The 13,678-nt window shown below is 71.2% G+C and carries 12 protein-coding genes; 4 read left to right on the top strand and 8 right to left on the bottom strand.

All coding sequences use genetic code 11. From position 1 onward, the window contains the following. Positions 1-94: 94 nt before the first annotated feature. The 4 genes from HHX41_RS20340 to HHX41_RS20325 are packed head-to-tail and all read right to left on the bottom strand — an operon-like array spanning position 95 to position 4,053. Complete coding sequence (locus tag HHX41_RS20340) at positions 95-892, bottom strand: ABC transporter ATP-binding protein (RefSeq protein ID WP_182907235.1); 798 nt, start codon at positions 890-892, stop codon at positions 95-97. After that, positions 889-1,938: an iron chelate uptake ABC transporter family permease subunit gene (locus HHX41_RS20335; RefSeq protein WP_182907234.1), complete on the bottom strand. Its 1,050-nt coding sequence runs from the start codon at positions 1,936-1,938 to the stop codon at positions 889-891. The genes HHX41_RS20340 and HHX41_RS20335 overlap by 4 nt, the downstream gene beginning before the upstream one ends. Continuing rightward, positions 1,935-2,957: an iron ABC transporter permease gene (locus HHX41_RS20330; protein ID WP_182907233.1), complete on the bottom strand. Its 1,023-nt coding sequence runs from the start codon at positions 2,955-2,957 to the stop codon at positions 1,935-1,937. The genes HHX41_RS20335 and HHX41_RS20330 overlap by 4 nt, the downstream gene beginning before the upstream one ends. Positions 2,958-2,997: 40 nt before the next feature. After that, a complete protein-coding gene (locus HHX41_RS20325) occupies positions 2,998-4,053 on the bottom strand; it encodes an ABC transporter substrate-binding protein (RefSeq protein WP_182907232.1) in 1,056 nt (351 codons plus the stop codon). 186 nt (positions 4,054-4,239) lie between these two features. Here HHX41_RS20325 and HHX41_RS20320 point away from each other — a divergent pair, with 186 nt between their 5' ends. Beyond that, positions 4,240-4,818, top strand: coding sequence for a hypothetical protein (locus tag HHX41_RS20320; protein WP_182907231.1), 579 nt, complete (start codon positions 4,240-4,242; stop codon positions 4,816-4,818). Between the two features lie 268 nt (positions 4,819-5,086). After that, positions 5,087-6,229 carry a transcription termination factor Rho gene (gene rho / locus HHX41_RS20315; protein ID WP_182907230.1) on the top strand — a complete coding sequence of 381 codons (1,143 nt, stop codon included), beginning with the start codon at positions 5,087-5,089 and terminating at the stop codon, positions 6,227-6,229. Here rho and HHX41_RS20310 read toward each other — a convergent pair. From HHX41_RS20310 to deoC, 3 genes are all read right to left on the bottom strand, one after another. Continuing rightward, a complete protein-coding gene (locus tag HHX41_RS20310) occupies positions 6,226-7,092 on the bottom strand; it encodes an aldehyde dehydrogenase family protein (RefSeq protein WP_169981350.1) in 867 nt (288 codons plus the stop codon). The two genes, rho and HHX41_RS20310, sit on opposite strands and share 4 nt — an antisense overlap. Before the next feature lie 212 nt (positions 7,093-7,304). Further along, complete coding sequence (locus HHX41_RS20305) at positions 7,305-8,732, bottom strand: aldehyde dehydrogenase family protein (protein WP_182907229.1); 1,428 nt, start codon at positions 8,730-8,732, stop codon at positions 7,305-7,307. Between the two features lie 15 nt (positions 8,733-8,747). Beyond that, complete coding sequence (gene deoC / locus HHX41_RS20300) at positions 8,748-9,686, bottom strand: deoxyribose-phosphate aldolase (RefSeq protein WP_182907228.1); 939 nt, start codon at positions 9,684-9,686, stop codon at positions 8,748-8,750. A gap of 206 nt (positions 9,687-9,892) precedes the next feature. On the opposite strand from deoC, the gene HHX41_RS20295 reads away from it, so the two are divergent. Together HHX41_RS20295 and HHX41_RS41870 are read left to right on the top strand one after the other, a co-directional pair. Then, complete coding sequence (locus HHX41_RS20295) at positions 9,893-10,060, top strand: hypothetical protein (protein ID WP_169980796.1); 168 nt, start codon at positions 9,893-9,895, stop codon at positions 10,058-10,060. Positions 10,061-10,192: 132 nt separating this feature from the next. Further along, complete coding sequence (locus tag HHX41_RS41870; protein ID WP_310742085.1) at positions 10,193-13,072, top strand: AAA family ATPase; 2,880 nt, start codon at positions 10,193-10,195, stop codon at positions 13,070-13,072. On the opposite strand, the gene HHX41_RS20285 is transcribed toward HHX41_RS41870, so the two are convergent. Then, entirely contained in the window at positions 13,069-13,638 is a 570-nt protein-coding gene (locus HHX41_RS20285) for a TMEM165/GDT1 family protein (RefSeq protein ID WP_310742084.1), read from the bottom strand. The two genes, HHX41_RS41870 and HHX41_RS20285, sit on opposite strands and share 4 nt — an antisense overlap. Positions 13,639-13,678 lie beyond the last annotated feature (40 nt).

Raw genomic sequence — 13,678 nt, 5'->3', positions numbered from 1 at the left:
TTTCGTCATCCTGTTCAACGGACCGCCTCACAAGTCACGTTCCGCGAGGAACCCTGAGAAAACCCCGATCCCCTGACCCTGAGGTGACAGGGACCTATCCGCACTGCCAGGGTGCGCCCGGTACGACCAGCGGGCCGCCCGTGACCGGGTCCGGTACGACGACGGAGGTGAGCCCGAAGACCTCGTGAACCAGATCGGCGGTGATGATGTCGCTCGGCGCGCCCTGCGCGACGATTCGTCCCGCCTTCATGGCGATGAGGTGGTCGGCGTAGCGGGCGGCCTGGTTGAGGTCGTGCAGGACGGCGACGACGGTTCGGCCACGCTCCCGGTTGAGCTGTCTTACCAGGTCGAGGACCTCGACCTGGTGTGCGATGTCGAGGTATGTCGTCGGCTCGTCCAGCAGCAGGAGGTCGGTGTCCTGGGCGAGGGCCATCGCGATCCAGGCCCGCTGCCGCTGGCCGCCGGACAGCTCGTCGATCAGCCGCTCGGCGAGGTCGGCGGTCGCGGTGCGGTCCATGGCCTCGCCGACGGCCTTCTCGTCCGCCTCCGTCCACTGCTGCCACCACCTGTGGTGGGGCTGCCGCCCGCGCGTGACCAGTTCGGAGACCGTGATCCCCTCCGGCGGCACCGGGGTCTGCGGCAGCAGCCCGATCTTCTGGGCGACCCGCCTGGTGGGGATGCGGGACAGCTCGGTGCCGTCCAGCAGGACCGCGCCGCGCCGCGGCTTGAGCAGCCGGCCCAGCGCGCGCAGGAGCGTGGACTTGCCGCACGCGTTGGGCCCGATGACGACGGTCACCTGCCCGTCCGGGATCTCCAGGTCGAGGCCGTCGACGACCGTACGGTCCTCGTAGGTGAGCACGAGCCCTTCGGCCCTCAGGCGGTTGCCGGTCATGCGGCGCCTCCGGAACGGCTGCGAGTGCGGACGATGAGCCACATCAGATACGGAGCGCCCACCGCCGCGGTGAACACGCCGACCGGCAGCTCGATCGGAGAGAACAGCTTTCGGGCCAGCAGATCCGCGACGGCCATGATCAGGGCGCCGGTCAGCGCGGAGCCGACCAGCGGGATCTGTGCGGTGCGGGTGAGGCGGCGGGCGATCTGCGGGGCCAGCAGCGCGACGAAGTCGACCGGACCCGTCGCGCCCGTCGCCACCGACGCCAGGACGACGCCGAGGACGATCAGGCACAGACGGACCCGGCCGAGCCGTACGCCGAGAGCGGTCGCCGTGTCGTCGTCGAACGACACGGTGCGCTGCGCCCGGGCCGCCCAGAACAGCGCCGGCATGAGCACGAGCGAAATCACGGCGAGCGGTACGGCGTGGTCGTAGCCGCGGCCGTTGAGGGATCCGGTGAGCCAGACCTTGGCCTGCTGGGCCACCAGGTAGTCGCCCTTGGTGACGAACAGCTGCGTCAGGGAGCCGAGGGCGACCGAGATACCGATGCCGATGAGCACGAAGCGGGTGGCGTGCAGGCCCCTGCGCCAGGCGAAGACGTAGACCAGCGCGGCGGCGGCCGTCCCGCCGAGGATCGCGACGTACGGCAGGGCGGTGTGGGCCGTGACTCCGAAGGTCATCGCGGCGACGGTCGCCGCGCCCGCGCCGTGTGTCACACCGATCACGTCCGGGCTGGCGAGCGGGTTGCGGGCCACGGTCTGGATGAAGGCTCCGGCGAGGCCGAAGGCGGCGCCGGCCAGAAGACCGACCACGAGGCGGGGCATCCGCAGGGTGCCGACCACGAACTCGTCGGGGCTCGGCCGTCCCGCGAGCACACGGACGACCTCCGTGGGACTGACGAAGGACTCGCCGACGCACAGATAGACGACGGCGGTCACCGCGAGCGCCGCGCCGAGCACGGTGGCGACGAGGGCCGCCCTGCGGTGCAGCAGGAAACTGCCCCGCCCCGCGCGCAGGACGGAGAAGCCGCTGGGGCGGATCGTCACGCCGCCACCGTCCCCTTCCTGCGTACCAGTGCGATCAGGAACGGCACGCCGAGCAGTGCGGTCATGACGGCCACCGGCACCTCCGAGGGCGGGAAGACGACGCGGCCGAGGACGTCCGCGACCAGGATCATCACGGGGCCGAGCAGGGCCGCCGCGGGAAGGACCCAGCGGTGGTCGGTGCCCATGAGCGCTCGCGCGATGTGCGGGACGGCCAGGCCGGTGAAGGCGATCGGACCGGCGGCGGCGACCGCGACGCCGGTCAGGACGGTGGCGCCGAGACCTCCGAGGATCCGCAGCAGGGGGACGTTGTGGCCGAGCCCCCTGGCCACGTCCTCACCGAGCGCGAGCGCGTCGAGTCCCCGGGCCACCGCGGCGACCAGCAGCAGTCCGGCGAGCAGGAACGGCCAGGTCTGACCGGCGATCTCAACGCTCCGGCCGCTGATCGAGCCGACATGCCAGAACCGGAACTCGTCCAGGGCCCTGGCGTCGGTCGTCACGATGCCGGAGACCACGGAGGCGAGCAGGGCGTTCATCGCGGTGCCGGCCAGGGCGAGCTTGACCGGCGTGGCGCCACCGCGCCCGCCGGCGGCGATGACGTGGACCGCGACCGCCGCGATCCCCGCGCCCGCGAAGGCGAACCACACGTAGCCGCTGAGCGAGTGCACTCCGAGGAACGCGATCGCGCACACGACGCCCACCGAGGCGCCCTGGCTGACGCCCAGGATGCCGGGCTCGGCGATGGGGTTACGGGTGATGCCCTGCATGACCGTCCCGGCCACGGCGAGGGCGACGCCGACCATCACGCCGATGAGGGTGCGGGGCGCCCGCAACGACCGTACGACCTGGGCGTCGTCGCCGGCGCCGCCGTGCAGCAGGGCGTCCACCACGTCGCCCGGCGCGATCTGCCGGCTGCCCACCGCGAGGCTGAGCAGCACGGCGAGGACCAGCAGTCCGGCGAGAAGCAGCAGGAGCGCACCCCCAGCCGTCCGGCCGACGCGCCGGCTGGTGGCACGGGACATTCGTTTCGCTTTCTGGGAGCCGGTACGGGACCACGTGCGCCTATCGGGTGAGGTACCGGTCCAGATCCGCGACGACCTCCATGGCGGCGGTGACGCCGAGGCCGAGGTACCAGGTCTCGTCCGGGACCTCGTAGGCGTGGCCGGCCTTGACCGCCTTGAGGTTCTTCCACAGCGGGTTGCCCTGGACCGCCGACTTGTCGGTGGCCTTCGGATCGCCGTAGACACCGGTGAAGATGACGTCCGCGTCCGCCTGGTCGATGTTCTCCGCGCTCACCTCCGCGGCGAGGTCGGGGATGTTCTGGTTGTCCGGGCGCGGGACGCCGGCGTCGTCGAGGATGGTGCCGATGAAGGACGCCTTGGCGTAGAGGCGGATCAGGCCGTCGGGCAGGAAACGCACCATCGAGACGACGGGCTTGTCGTCGCCGAGCTTCGCGCCGAGGTCCTTCACCGCGCGGTCGTAGTCGGCGAGTTTCGCCCTGGCCTCCTCGGTCTTGTCGAGGGCGGCCGCGTTGAGGAGGTAGTTCTCCTTCCAGGTGAAGCCGGGACGGATGGAGAACACGGTCGGGGCGATCTTCGACAGCTCGTCGTACTGGTCGGCGGCGCGCAACTGGCTGCCGAGGATGAGGTCCGGGCGCAGCCCGGCGATCGCCTCCAGGTTGAGGCTGTTGATGGTGCCCACGTGCTTTGGGGTGCCGGCGTCCTGCTTCAGGTAGGACGGCAGTTCGGGCGACCCCTCGCTGGGCGCGAAGCCGACCGGCTGGATGCCCAGGGACACGACGTTGTCGAGCTCTCCGACGTCCAGGACGACGACCCGCTTGGGCGGGGTCTTGATCTCGGTCGTGCCCATGGCGTGGGTGAGGGTGCGCGGCCACTCGCCGGGCTTGGCGCCGGTGCCCATCGCAGCGGTCTTCGCGGCGGCGGTGGTGAAGTCCGCACCCCCCTGGGCGACGGCCTTCTTGGCGGCCTCGCCGGCGGGCTTGCCCGCGTCCGCGCTCGTGCCGGAGCTCGTGCCGGAGGAGGTGCCGCAGGCGGCCAGGGAGAGTGCGACTGCGACGGCGCCGATACCGAGCCCGATACCGCGGTGCCGGAGAAACATACAGGGGCCCCCTGCCAGGACAGTAAAGATTAGGTAAGGCTTACCTTATAGGCATCCTCCCGGGTTCCATCAAGGCCGAAAAGTGTGGTTATGGTCACCGGCGCGGCGATTGAGGGGTGTCCGGCTGGTGATCTTCTTTGAGAAGAGGGCATATAGGGAGGCAACAGACCGTTCTTGGAGACTCATATGGATATAGCGACCCTGCAGGCGCAGACCCGCCTGTACCTGCGCCAGAAGATCACCATGATGGTGAACAGGTACGTCGTCCATGTGGCTCTCCCCGACGGTTCCGAGGGCGAGGCCGTGGCGTTCGCCGAGCAGAAGCGGATGGCCCTCAAGGAGCAGGTCACGCTCTACACGGACGAGTCCCGGCAGGCGACACTGGCCGGTTTCAAAGCGCGCAAGGTCCTCGACGTCGCCGGCGAGTACGACGTCGTCGACGACACGGGGGCGCCGATCGGCACGTTCCGCAAGGACTTCGGCCGGTCGCTGCTCCGCTCGACCTGGCATGTCCAGCAGCCGGGGCTGCCGACGCTGACCGGCCAGGAGCGGAACCTGGCGGTCGCCCTGCTGCGCCGGTTCTCCGACTCGCTGGAGTGGCTGCCGTACCACTTCGACTTCAGCATCGGCGCCTCGATCGCGTTCTCCGTCGACCGCAGGTGGGGGCTGCGCGACCGGTACGCCATCGAGATCCGCGACCCGCGCATCGACCGCCGCCTGGTCATCGCCATGGCCGTGGCGCTCGACGCCCTTCAGTCCCGATAGATCTCAAGGAATCACCGCGACAGGTGAGCCTGTTATAGTCGAGGACAGCCGTATGGTTCTGGCTCCATCTCGAGCCCATACGCGCACCGCATGCCTGGTCAGCAATCGTCGTCCATCTGTACGAGACGCTGCGCCGGGAGGAAACTCCGGTTCTCGCGAAGCCCGCTTGCGGGCCTCCGCTGCGGTTCTCGTTCCCTCCCGCTCCGCTCCGGCCGGATGAACCCGCCACGCGAACTCCCCCAGACGTTTTCTCAGCCCTAGGAGTCCCATGACCACCACCACTCTCAGCGTTCCCAGGCCGCGCGGCGTCTCCCGCGCCACGCCGGCCCGTACCAAGAACACCCGAACCACCGAGGTCACCGGCCTGCTCGACCGGTCGGGCCGGAACACGGTCATCCGTACCAACGGCTACCTGCCCGGCCCGAAGGACGTGACCGTCCCGGCCGCCCTCGCGGACGCGCTCGACCTGCGCCGCGGCGACCACGTCCGCGGCATCGCCCAGAACGGCACGCTCACCTCCGTCACGACCGTCAACGGCGGACCGGCGGATCCGGCGCGGCCGGACTTCGCCGACCTCGTGCCGATCCACCCCGACGAGCGGCTGCGCCTGGAGACGGCGCGGGGCGTCCTGGCCACACGAGTCATCGACCTGTTCGCCCCGGTCGGCAAGGGCCAGCGCGGCCTCATCGTCGCCCCGCCGAAGGCCGGCAAGACCACGCTGCTCAAGGCCGTCGCGAACGCGATCGCGACCAATCACCCCGAATGCCACCTCATGGTCGTCCTGGTGGACGAACGGCCCGAGGAGGTCACCGACATGCGCGAGTCGGTCCGGGCCGAGGTGATCGCCTCGACCTTCGACCGGGCGCCGCAGGACCACATCGCCGCGGCCGAACTGGCCGTCGAGCGGGCCAAGCGGCTGGTGGAGACGGGCCGTGACGTGGTCGTGCTCATGGATTCGATCACCCGCCTCGGCCGGGCGTACAACATGGCCGCGCCGAGCGGCGGGCGCGTGCTCACGGGCGGCATGGACGCCCGGGCCCTGCACCAGCCCAAGGGGGTGCTCGGCGCCGCACGCAACATCGAGGGCGGCGGCTCGCTCACGATCCTCGCCACCGCGCTGGTCGAGACCGGCTCGAAGATGGACGACATCGCCTTCGAGGAGTTCAAGAGCACCGGCAACATGGAGCTGAAGCTGAGCCGGAGCCTGGCCGACCGCCGTGTCTTCCCCGCCGTCGACGTCGTCGCCTCCGGCACCCGCCGCGAGGAACTGCTGCTCCACCCCGCCGAACTGCCGCTGGTGTGGCGGCTGCGCCGGGCGCTGCAGGACCAGGAGGCGTTCGACCGCTTCCTCACCACGCTGAAGAACACGGGCACGAACGCCGAACTCCTCCTGGCCCTGGCGAAGGGCTAAACCCCGATCGGATGCCAGACGGTCTTGGTCTCCAGGAACGTCGTCATCCGCGCGATGCCGGGGTCGGCGAGCCAGTTCACGGGACCGGCCGGCGGCCGGAGCACCCGCTTGAGGTTCTCCGCGGCCAGTTCCTCACATGTGACGGCCAGCTCGGCGTCGGCGCCGGTCAGGTCGATGCCGTTGACGTCCATGTGGCCCGCCAGCCAGGGGGCGATCTCGGCGGCCGAGCCGGTGAGGACGTTCACCACCCCGCCCGGCAGGTCGGAGGTCGCCAGCACCTCGGCCAGCGTGATCGCCGGCAGCGGCGCCCGCTCGGAGGCGACCACCACACAGGTGTTGCCCGTCGCGATCACCGGGGCGATCACACTGACCAGCCCGAGCAGCGGTCCCACCTGCGGGGCGACCACGGCCACCACGCCGGTCGGCTCCGGGCTCGACAGGTTGAAGTACGGCCCGGCCACCGGGTTGGCCGACCCGAGCACCGCCCCGATCTTGTCGGACCAGCCCGCGTACCAGACCAGCCGGTCGACCGCCGCGTCCACCATCTCGCCGGCCTGCTTGACCCCGACGCCGCCGAAGGCGGTGATCTCCGCGACGAACTGCGCGCGGCGGCCCTCCAGCATCTCGGCGATTCGGTACAGGATCTGGCCCCTGTTGTACGCCGTGGCGCCCGACCAGCCGGGGAACGCCTTCCGCGCGGCCGCGACCGCGTCCCTGGCGTCCTTGCGCGAGGCCCTGGCCGCGTTGGCGAGGAAGTCGCCCTTGGAGGAGGTCACCGCATACGACCTTCCGCTCTCCGAACGCGGGAACGCGCCCCCGATGAACAGCTTGTACGTCTTGCGCACGGACAGCCGCTCACTCATCGAAACTTCCAATCTCCAGTGGACGGGCCGGCTGATAGGTCTGGCCGCACCGGCACACGCCGCCGCGGTGGGCGAACCAGCCGTGCCGTACGGCGAAGCGGCCGGAGCGGCGGCCCCGGGAGAAGCCCTCGCCCGCCCCCGCGCGGACCCGGCGGACGAGACGGCGACGACGCCCGGAGTCGCACCTGCCGGACGGGCGCCCGGTCGGATGATCACACCGCAAGGTAGCCCTCCAGACCGTGCCGCCCGCCCTCGCGACCGTAGCCCGACTCCTTGTAGCCGCCGAACGGCGACGTGGGGTCGAACCGGTTGAACGTGTTGGACCAGACGACGCCGGCCCGCAGCCGGGACGCCATCCACAGCATGAGCGAGCCCTTCTCGGTCCACACGCCCGCCGACAGCCCGTACGGCGTGTTGTTGGCCTTCTCCACCGCCTCGGCGGGAGTGCGGAAGGTCAGCACCGACAGCACCGGCCCGAAGATCTCCTCCCGGGCGATGCGGTGCGACTGGGCCACGCCGGTGAAGAGCGTGGGCGGGAACCAGTAGCCGCGGTCGGGGATCGGGCAGGCGGGCGACCACCGTTCGGCGCCCTCGGCCTCCCCGGCCTCCGACAACTCGCGGATCTTGGCGAGCTGCTCGGCCGAGTTGATCGCGCCGATGTCGGTGTTCTTGTCCAGCGGGTCGCCGAGCCGCAGCGTGCCGAGGCGCCGCTTGAGCGCCTCCAGCAGGTCGGCCGCGACCGACTCCTGCACCAGCAGCCGGGATCCGGCGCAGCACACGTGACCCTGGTTGAAGAAGATCCCGTTGACGATGCCCTCGACGGCCTGGTCCAGCGGCGCGTCCTCGAACACGATGTTGGCGGCCTTGCCGCCGAGCTCCAGCGTGAGCTTCTTGCGGGTGCCCGCGAGGCCGCGGGCGATCAGGCGGCCGACCTCGGTCGAGCCCGTGAAGGCGACCTTGTCCACGCCGGGGTGGTTCACGAGCGCGGCGCCCGTCTCGCCGGCGCCGGTGACGATGTTGACGACCCCCGGCGGCAGGTCGGCCTGGCGGCAGATGTCGGCGAACGCCAGCGCGGTCAGCGGCGTGGTCTCGGCCGGCTTGAGCACGACCGTGTTGCCGCAGGCCAGCGCGGGGGCGATCTTCCAGGCCAGCATGAGCAGCGGGAAGTTCCACGGGATGACCTGCCCGGCCACGCCCAGCGGACGGGGATCGGGGCCGAACCCCGCGTAGGAGAGCTTGTCGGCCCAGCCGGCGTAGTAGAAGAAGTGGGCGGCGACCAGCGGGAGGTCCACGTCACGGGACTCCCTGATCGGCTTGCCGTTGTCGAGCGTCTCCAGGACGGCCAGCTCACGCGAGCGTTCCTGGATGAGCCGGGCGATCCGGAACAGGTACTTGGCCCGCTCCGCGCCCGGCATGGCCGACCACACGGGGAACGCCTTGGCCGCGGCCTGGACCGCGCGGTCGACGTCGGCCTCCCCCGCCCACGCGACCTCCGCGAGCACCTCCTCGGTGGCCGGGTTGACGGTCTTGTGGCGATCCTCGCCCTGCGGCTCGACCCACTCGCCGTTGATGAACAGGCCGTACGACGGCCGGATGTCGACGATGTCCCGCGACTCGGGCGCGGGTGCGTATTCGAACATGCCTCAGTCCAGCCCTCAGTCCAGCGTGAAGTAGTCGGGACCGGCGTACCGGCCGGTGGCCATCTTCTGCCGCTGCATGAGCAGGTCGTTCAGCAGCGAGGATGCGCCGAGGCGGAACCAGTCGGGGTCCAGCCAGTCCGGCCCGGCCGTCTCGTTGACCAGCACCAGGTATTTGATCGCGTCCTTGGTGGTGCGGATGCCGCCCGCGGGCTTCACGCCCACCTTGCGGCCGGTCGCGGCGAGGAAGTCGCGCACGGCCTCCAGCATGACGAGCGTCACCGGGAGGGTCGCGGCCGGCGACACCTTGCCGGTCGAGGTCTTGATGAAGTCCGCTCCGGCGATCATCGCAAGCCAGGAGGCCCGCCGCACGTTGTCGTACGTCGCGAGCTCCCCGGTCTCCAGGATCACCTTCAGATGCGCGTCGGCACAGGCTTCCTTGGTGGCGACGATCTCCTCGTACACCTTGAGGTAGTCGCCCGCGAGGAACGCGCCGCGGTCGATGACCATGTCGATCTCGGCGGCTCCGGCGGCCACGGCGAGGCGGGTCTCGGCGACCTTCACCTCCAGCGAGGACCGGCCGCTGGGGAACGACGTGGCGACGGACGCCACCTTCACACCCGACCCGGTCAGCGCCTCGACGGCGGTCGCGACCAGGTCGGGGTACACGCAGACAGCGGCGACGGGCGGCACGGAGGAGTCGGCGGGGTCGGGCCGCACCGCCTTGGCGCACATCGCCCTGACCTTGCCGTGGGTGTCCGCGCCTTCGAGGGTGGTGAGGTCGACCATCCGAATGGCCAAGTCGATGGCCTGCTTCTTGGCGGTCGTCTTGATGGATCGCGTGCCCAGCATCGCGGCCCGGGCGTCCGCACCGACCCGGTCGACCCCGGGAAGGCCGTGCAGGAACGCCCGCAACGTCGAGGGTGAGGAGGCGACCTCCGCGAGCGGAGTAGTCATAGTTGGCACGGGACCAGCATCCCCGACCACTCGGATTGATTCCAAACCCGGGGACTCCGGCGCTCCTAAGGCTTCGCCTTACCCGCCTTAGAAGTCCTACGCCGCCGGCCCATGCCAGAGATAGGGCATCCGCCCGATGTGCCGCACCACGCCTTAGACCGAACCTTGAGGAGTACGGAAAGAGACCCGAACAAGGAGACGCAGTGATGGGTCCGGAACTGCAGTACCAGGTAATGATCAACCGTGCCGCCGAGCTTCAGGAGGAGGCCGCCGGCCACCGGCGCGCCCGCGAGGCGCAGGCGGCTCTGAAGGGCCGGCAGCGCTCCGGCCAGCGCCGGCTGCGTGCGGCCTTCGGCAAGCTCCGCACCTCATGAGACGCGTACGAAGGCCCGGCCGGACCCTCCCTCCCGGCCGGGCCTTTGAGCCGCCGTGAGCCCCGCCAGTCAGTCAGATCTGACCGTAAAACCAGGCGAACCGACTCAAAGGGTCATGACATGCTTGACGACATGACACGCCGGGCGGTGAGCCCCGTTTTCGTCGGGCGGGGCGCGGAGTTGGAGACCCTGGGCGAGGCCTACGACCAGGCCCGCAAGCAGGCCACCGCGGCGGTGCTCATCGGCGGCGAGGCGGGCGTGGGGAAGACCCGCCTCGCCGTCCGGTTCGCCGAGCAGGCCGCGCAGGACGGCGCCCACGTGCTCGTCGGGGGCTGCGTGGAACTGTCCGCCGAGGGCCTGGCGTACGCGCCGTTCACCGCCGCGCTGCGGCAGCTCGTCCGGGAGTCCGGCGCGGCCGAGGTCGCGGGCCTGCTGCCCGACGGCGCCGCCCGCGACCTGGCGAGGCTACTGCCCGAGTTCGGCGAGCCGAGCGGCGACGGGGAGACCGAGTCGGCCCGCGCCCGGCTGTTCGAGCTGATCCTCGCCCTGCTGGAGCGCCTCGCCGAGCGGCGGCCGGTGGTGCTCGTCATCGAGGACGTCCACTGGGCCGACCGCTCCAGCCGGGACCTCATCGCCTTCCTCAGCCGCAACCTCAAGTCGGCTCCCGTCCTGATGGTCATGACGTACCGCTCGGACGAGCTGCACCGCACCCATCCCCTGCGGCCGGTGCTGGCCGAGCTGGGGCGGGTCGACGGCGTGGTCCGGGTGGACCTGCCCCGCTTCACGCAGGACGAGGTCGCCGCGCAGATGGCGGGGATCCTCGGGGTGACGCCCGAGTTCGCCAAGGTGGACCGGGTCTTCGAGCGCAGCGGCGGCATCCCGCTGTTCGTGGAGGCGCTGCTCGACTGCGGCGACGAGTGCTCGTTCCCCGACTCCCTGCACGACCTGATCATCGGCTCGGTGGAGCGGCTGCCCGAGGAGACCCAGCGGGTGCTCCGGATCGCCGCCGCGGGCGGCGTACGCGTCGGGCACGACCTGCTGGCGGCGGTCAGCGGGGTGTCCGACGTGGACCTGGAGAACGCGCTGCGGCCGGCCATCGCGGCCAACGTGCTGCAGGTGGCCGACGGCGGGGCGTACGCGTTCCGGCACGCCCTGATCCGCGAGGCGGTCCACGACGAATTGCTGCCCGGCGAGCACGCGCGGATGCACGCGCGGTACGCCGAGGAGATCGACCGCGACCGCACCCTCGTACCCCCGGGCCGGGCGGCCATCGAGATCGCCCACCACTGGTACTCCGCCCGCGACGACCTGTGGGCGCTGATCTCGGCCTGGGAAGCGGCGGAGAAGGCGGCCAAGTCGTTCGCCTACACCGAGCAGATCCAGCTGCTCGACCGCGTGCTGACGCTGTGGGACAAGGTCCCCGACGCCGCCGAGCGGATCGGACACGACCACTGCACCGTGCTCGAGCGGGCCTCCGAGGCGGCGTACGTCGGCGGCGACATGGAGCAGGGCATCAAGTACGTGCGCGGCGCCCTGGCCGAGCTGGACGAGCGGACCGCGCCGGAGCGGGTGGCCGAGCTGCTGGTCCGCATGGCGAACATCAAGATGCAGAAGGGCAAGCCCGGCGGGCTGGAGGAGCTGCGGCGCGCGGAACGACTGGTCCCGCTGCCCGGTGACATCCGCACGCTCGTGCTGACCCGGCTCGGCACGGTACTGATCAACTCCGACGAGATCGTCGAGGGCACCGCGCTCACCCAGGAGGCGTTGCGCATCGCCCGCGAGACGGGCGACGAGGTCCAGGAGGCCGACCTCCTGATCAATCTCGCGCTCGGACACTCGATCAACGGCGACCTGGAGACGGCGTTCGCCATGAACGAGCGCGCCCTGGCCATCGGAACCCGGCTCGACTCGCCGCGCATCATCCTGCGCGCCCTGGCGAACAACGTCGACGCCCTCGACAACCTCGGCCGCTCCGAGGAGGCCGTGGCGCTCGCGCTGGAGGGCGAGAAGCTCGCCCGGCGGTACGGCAGGTTCCGCCACCAGGGGGTGTTCATCGCCAACAACCGGGCGGAGGCTCTGGAGTCGCTCGGCCGCTGGGACGAGGCCGTCGAGGTCGTCGAGCGGTCCATGACGATGGGACCGACCCTGCGCAACCGGTGGCACATGCTGCGGGTGCGGGCGGACATCGCGATCGCGCGGGGCGAGGAGGACCTGGCGCAGGACATCCTCGCCGAGGTCGGCGCCTTCTCCCCGCACCGGGACGAGCAGACGCAGGAGTGGACGAACAACACCCGCCTGGTCCTCGCGTGGCACCTGCTGCGCGGCGAGCCGCTGCAGGCCCTGGCCGCCCTGGAGACGGCGCTGGACGACCCGCCGCTGTCGCGCAAGGCGATGCTCGCCGGCCGGCTGCTCGCCTCGGTCCGGTACGTCTGCGACGCCGCGGCGCCGGTCGCCCCCGAACCGGTGGCGCGTGTGCGGGAGATGGGCGACCGCCTGGCCGTCAACCTGGGCGACGGGCCCGTGAACGAGGCGTTCGGCCTGGTCTACCGGGGTGAGTTCGACGCCGCGGCCGAGGCGTGGCGGCGGCTGGGCCGTCCGTACGTCCGGGCCAAGGCGCTGCTGCACGGAGCGATGGCCGCCGCCGCGAGCGGCGACCGCGACGGGGCCTCGGCGCGTCTGCGCGAGGCCCGCCCGCTCGCGGCCGCGCTGGGCGCCACCCCGCTGGTCGCGCAGATCGAGACGCTGGCCCGCCGCGTCGGCGCCCCCCTCTCCCGTCCCGCACCGTCCGGTCCCACACCGCCGGAACCCGTACGGCAGGCCGACCTGACCCCCCGCGAGCTGGAGGTGCTGCGCCTGGTGGCGGCCGGGCGCAGCAACCGGGACATCGCGGCCGAGCTGTTCATCTCGGCCAAGACCGTCAGCGTCCACGTGTCGAACATCCTGCCCAAGCTGGGAGTGTCGACCCGGGGCGAGGCCGCCGCCGCGGCCCACCGCCTGTCGCTCCTCGATTAGGCGAACAGGGGCTCGATCAGCAGCAGCACGCCGAAGACGGCGAACGCGGCGGCCGCGCCATACTTGATCCACTTCTCCGGCAGCCGGGTGCCGAGGAACCGGCCGACCAGGATGGCCAGTGCGTCGGCGGCGACCATGCCCACGGTGGAGCCGACCCACGTGCCGAACCAGCCGTGCTGGGTGGCCAGCGTGATCGTGGCGAGCATGGTCTTGTCGCCCAGCTCGCTGAGGAAGAAGGCCACGGCGACGGCGATGAACGCGTTGCGGGTGGTCTTGGCCGCCTTGCCCTTCTCCTCCTCGGTGAGTTCGTCGCCGCGCAGGGTCCAGGCGGCGAAGGCGAGGAACGCGATACCGGCGATGATCGAGATGGCGGTGGTGGGGAGGGCGTCGCCGACGAGCCGGCCGAGGCCGACGCTGAAGAGGTGGACGAGCGCGGTGGCGGCGGTGATGCCGGCCAGCACCGGCCCCGTCTTGAACCGGGTCGCGAAGGTCAGGGCCATGAGCTGGCTCTTGTCACCCAGCTCGGCTACGAAGATGACGACGAGGGAGATCCAGAGGGCTTGCACGGGTCGCCTTTCGTCCCTTTCGGGGGGATTTGCGACCGGG

The organism is Microbispora sp. H13382 (assembly GCF_014161445.1).
GTDB lineage: Bacteria > Actinomycetota > Actinomycetes > Streptosporangiales > Streptosporangiaceae > Microbispora.
This window is presented reverse-complemented; position numbering and strand designations above follow the sequence as displayed.

Bases quoted from the DNA above. Each gene is read 5' to 3' on its own strand.
- HHX41_RS20340 (WP_182907235.1), bottom strand. From the start codon at position 892: ATGACCGGCAACCGCCTGAGGGCCGAAGGGCTCGTGCTCACCTACGAG.
- HHX41_RS20330 (WP_182907233.1), bottom strand. From the start codon at position 2,957: ATGTCCCGTGCCACCAGCCGGCGCGTCGGCCGGACGGCTGGGGGTGCG.
- HHX41_RS20325 (WP_182907232.1), bottom strand. From the start codon at position 4,053: ATGTTTCTCCGGCACCGCGGTATCGGGCTCGGTATCGGCGCCGTCGCA.
- HHX41_RS20320 (WP_182907231.1), top strand. From the start codon at position 4,240: ATGGATATAGCGACCCTGCAGGCGCAGACCCGCCTGTACCTGCGCCAG.
- rho (WP_182907230.1), top strand. From the start codon at position 5,087: ATGACCACCACCACTCTCAGCGTTCCCAGGCCGCGCGGCGTCTCCCGC.
- HHX41_RS20310 (WP_169981350.1), bottom strand. From the start codon at position 7,092: ATGAGTGAGCGGCTGTCCGTGCGCAAGACGTACAAGCTGTTCATCGGG.
- HHX41_RS20305 (WP_182907229.1), bottom strand. From the start codon at position 8,732: ATGTTCGAATACGCACCCGCGCCCGAGTCGCGGGACATCGTCGACATC.
- deoC (WP_182907228.1), bottom strand. From the start codon at position 9,686: ATGACTACTCCGCTCGCGGAGGTCGCCTCCTCACCCTCGACGTTGCGG.
- HHX41_RS20295 (WP_169980796.1), top strand. From the start codon at position 9,893: ATGGGTCCGGAACTGCAGTACCAGGTAATGATCAACCGTGCCGCCGAG.
- HHX41_RS41870 (WP_310742085.1), top strand. From the start codon at position 10,193: ATGACACGCCGGGCGGTGAGCCCCGTTTTCGTCGGGCGGGGCGCGGAG.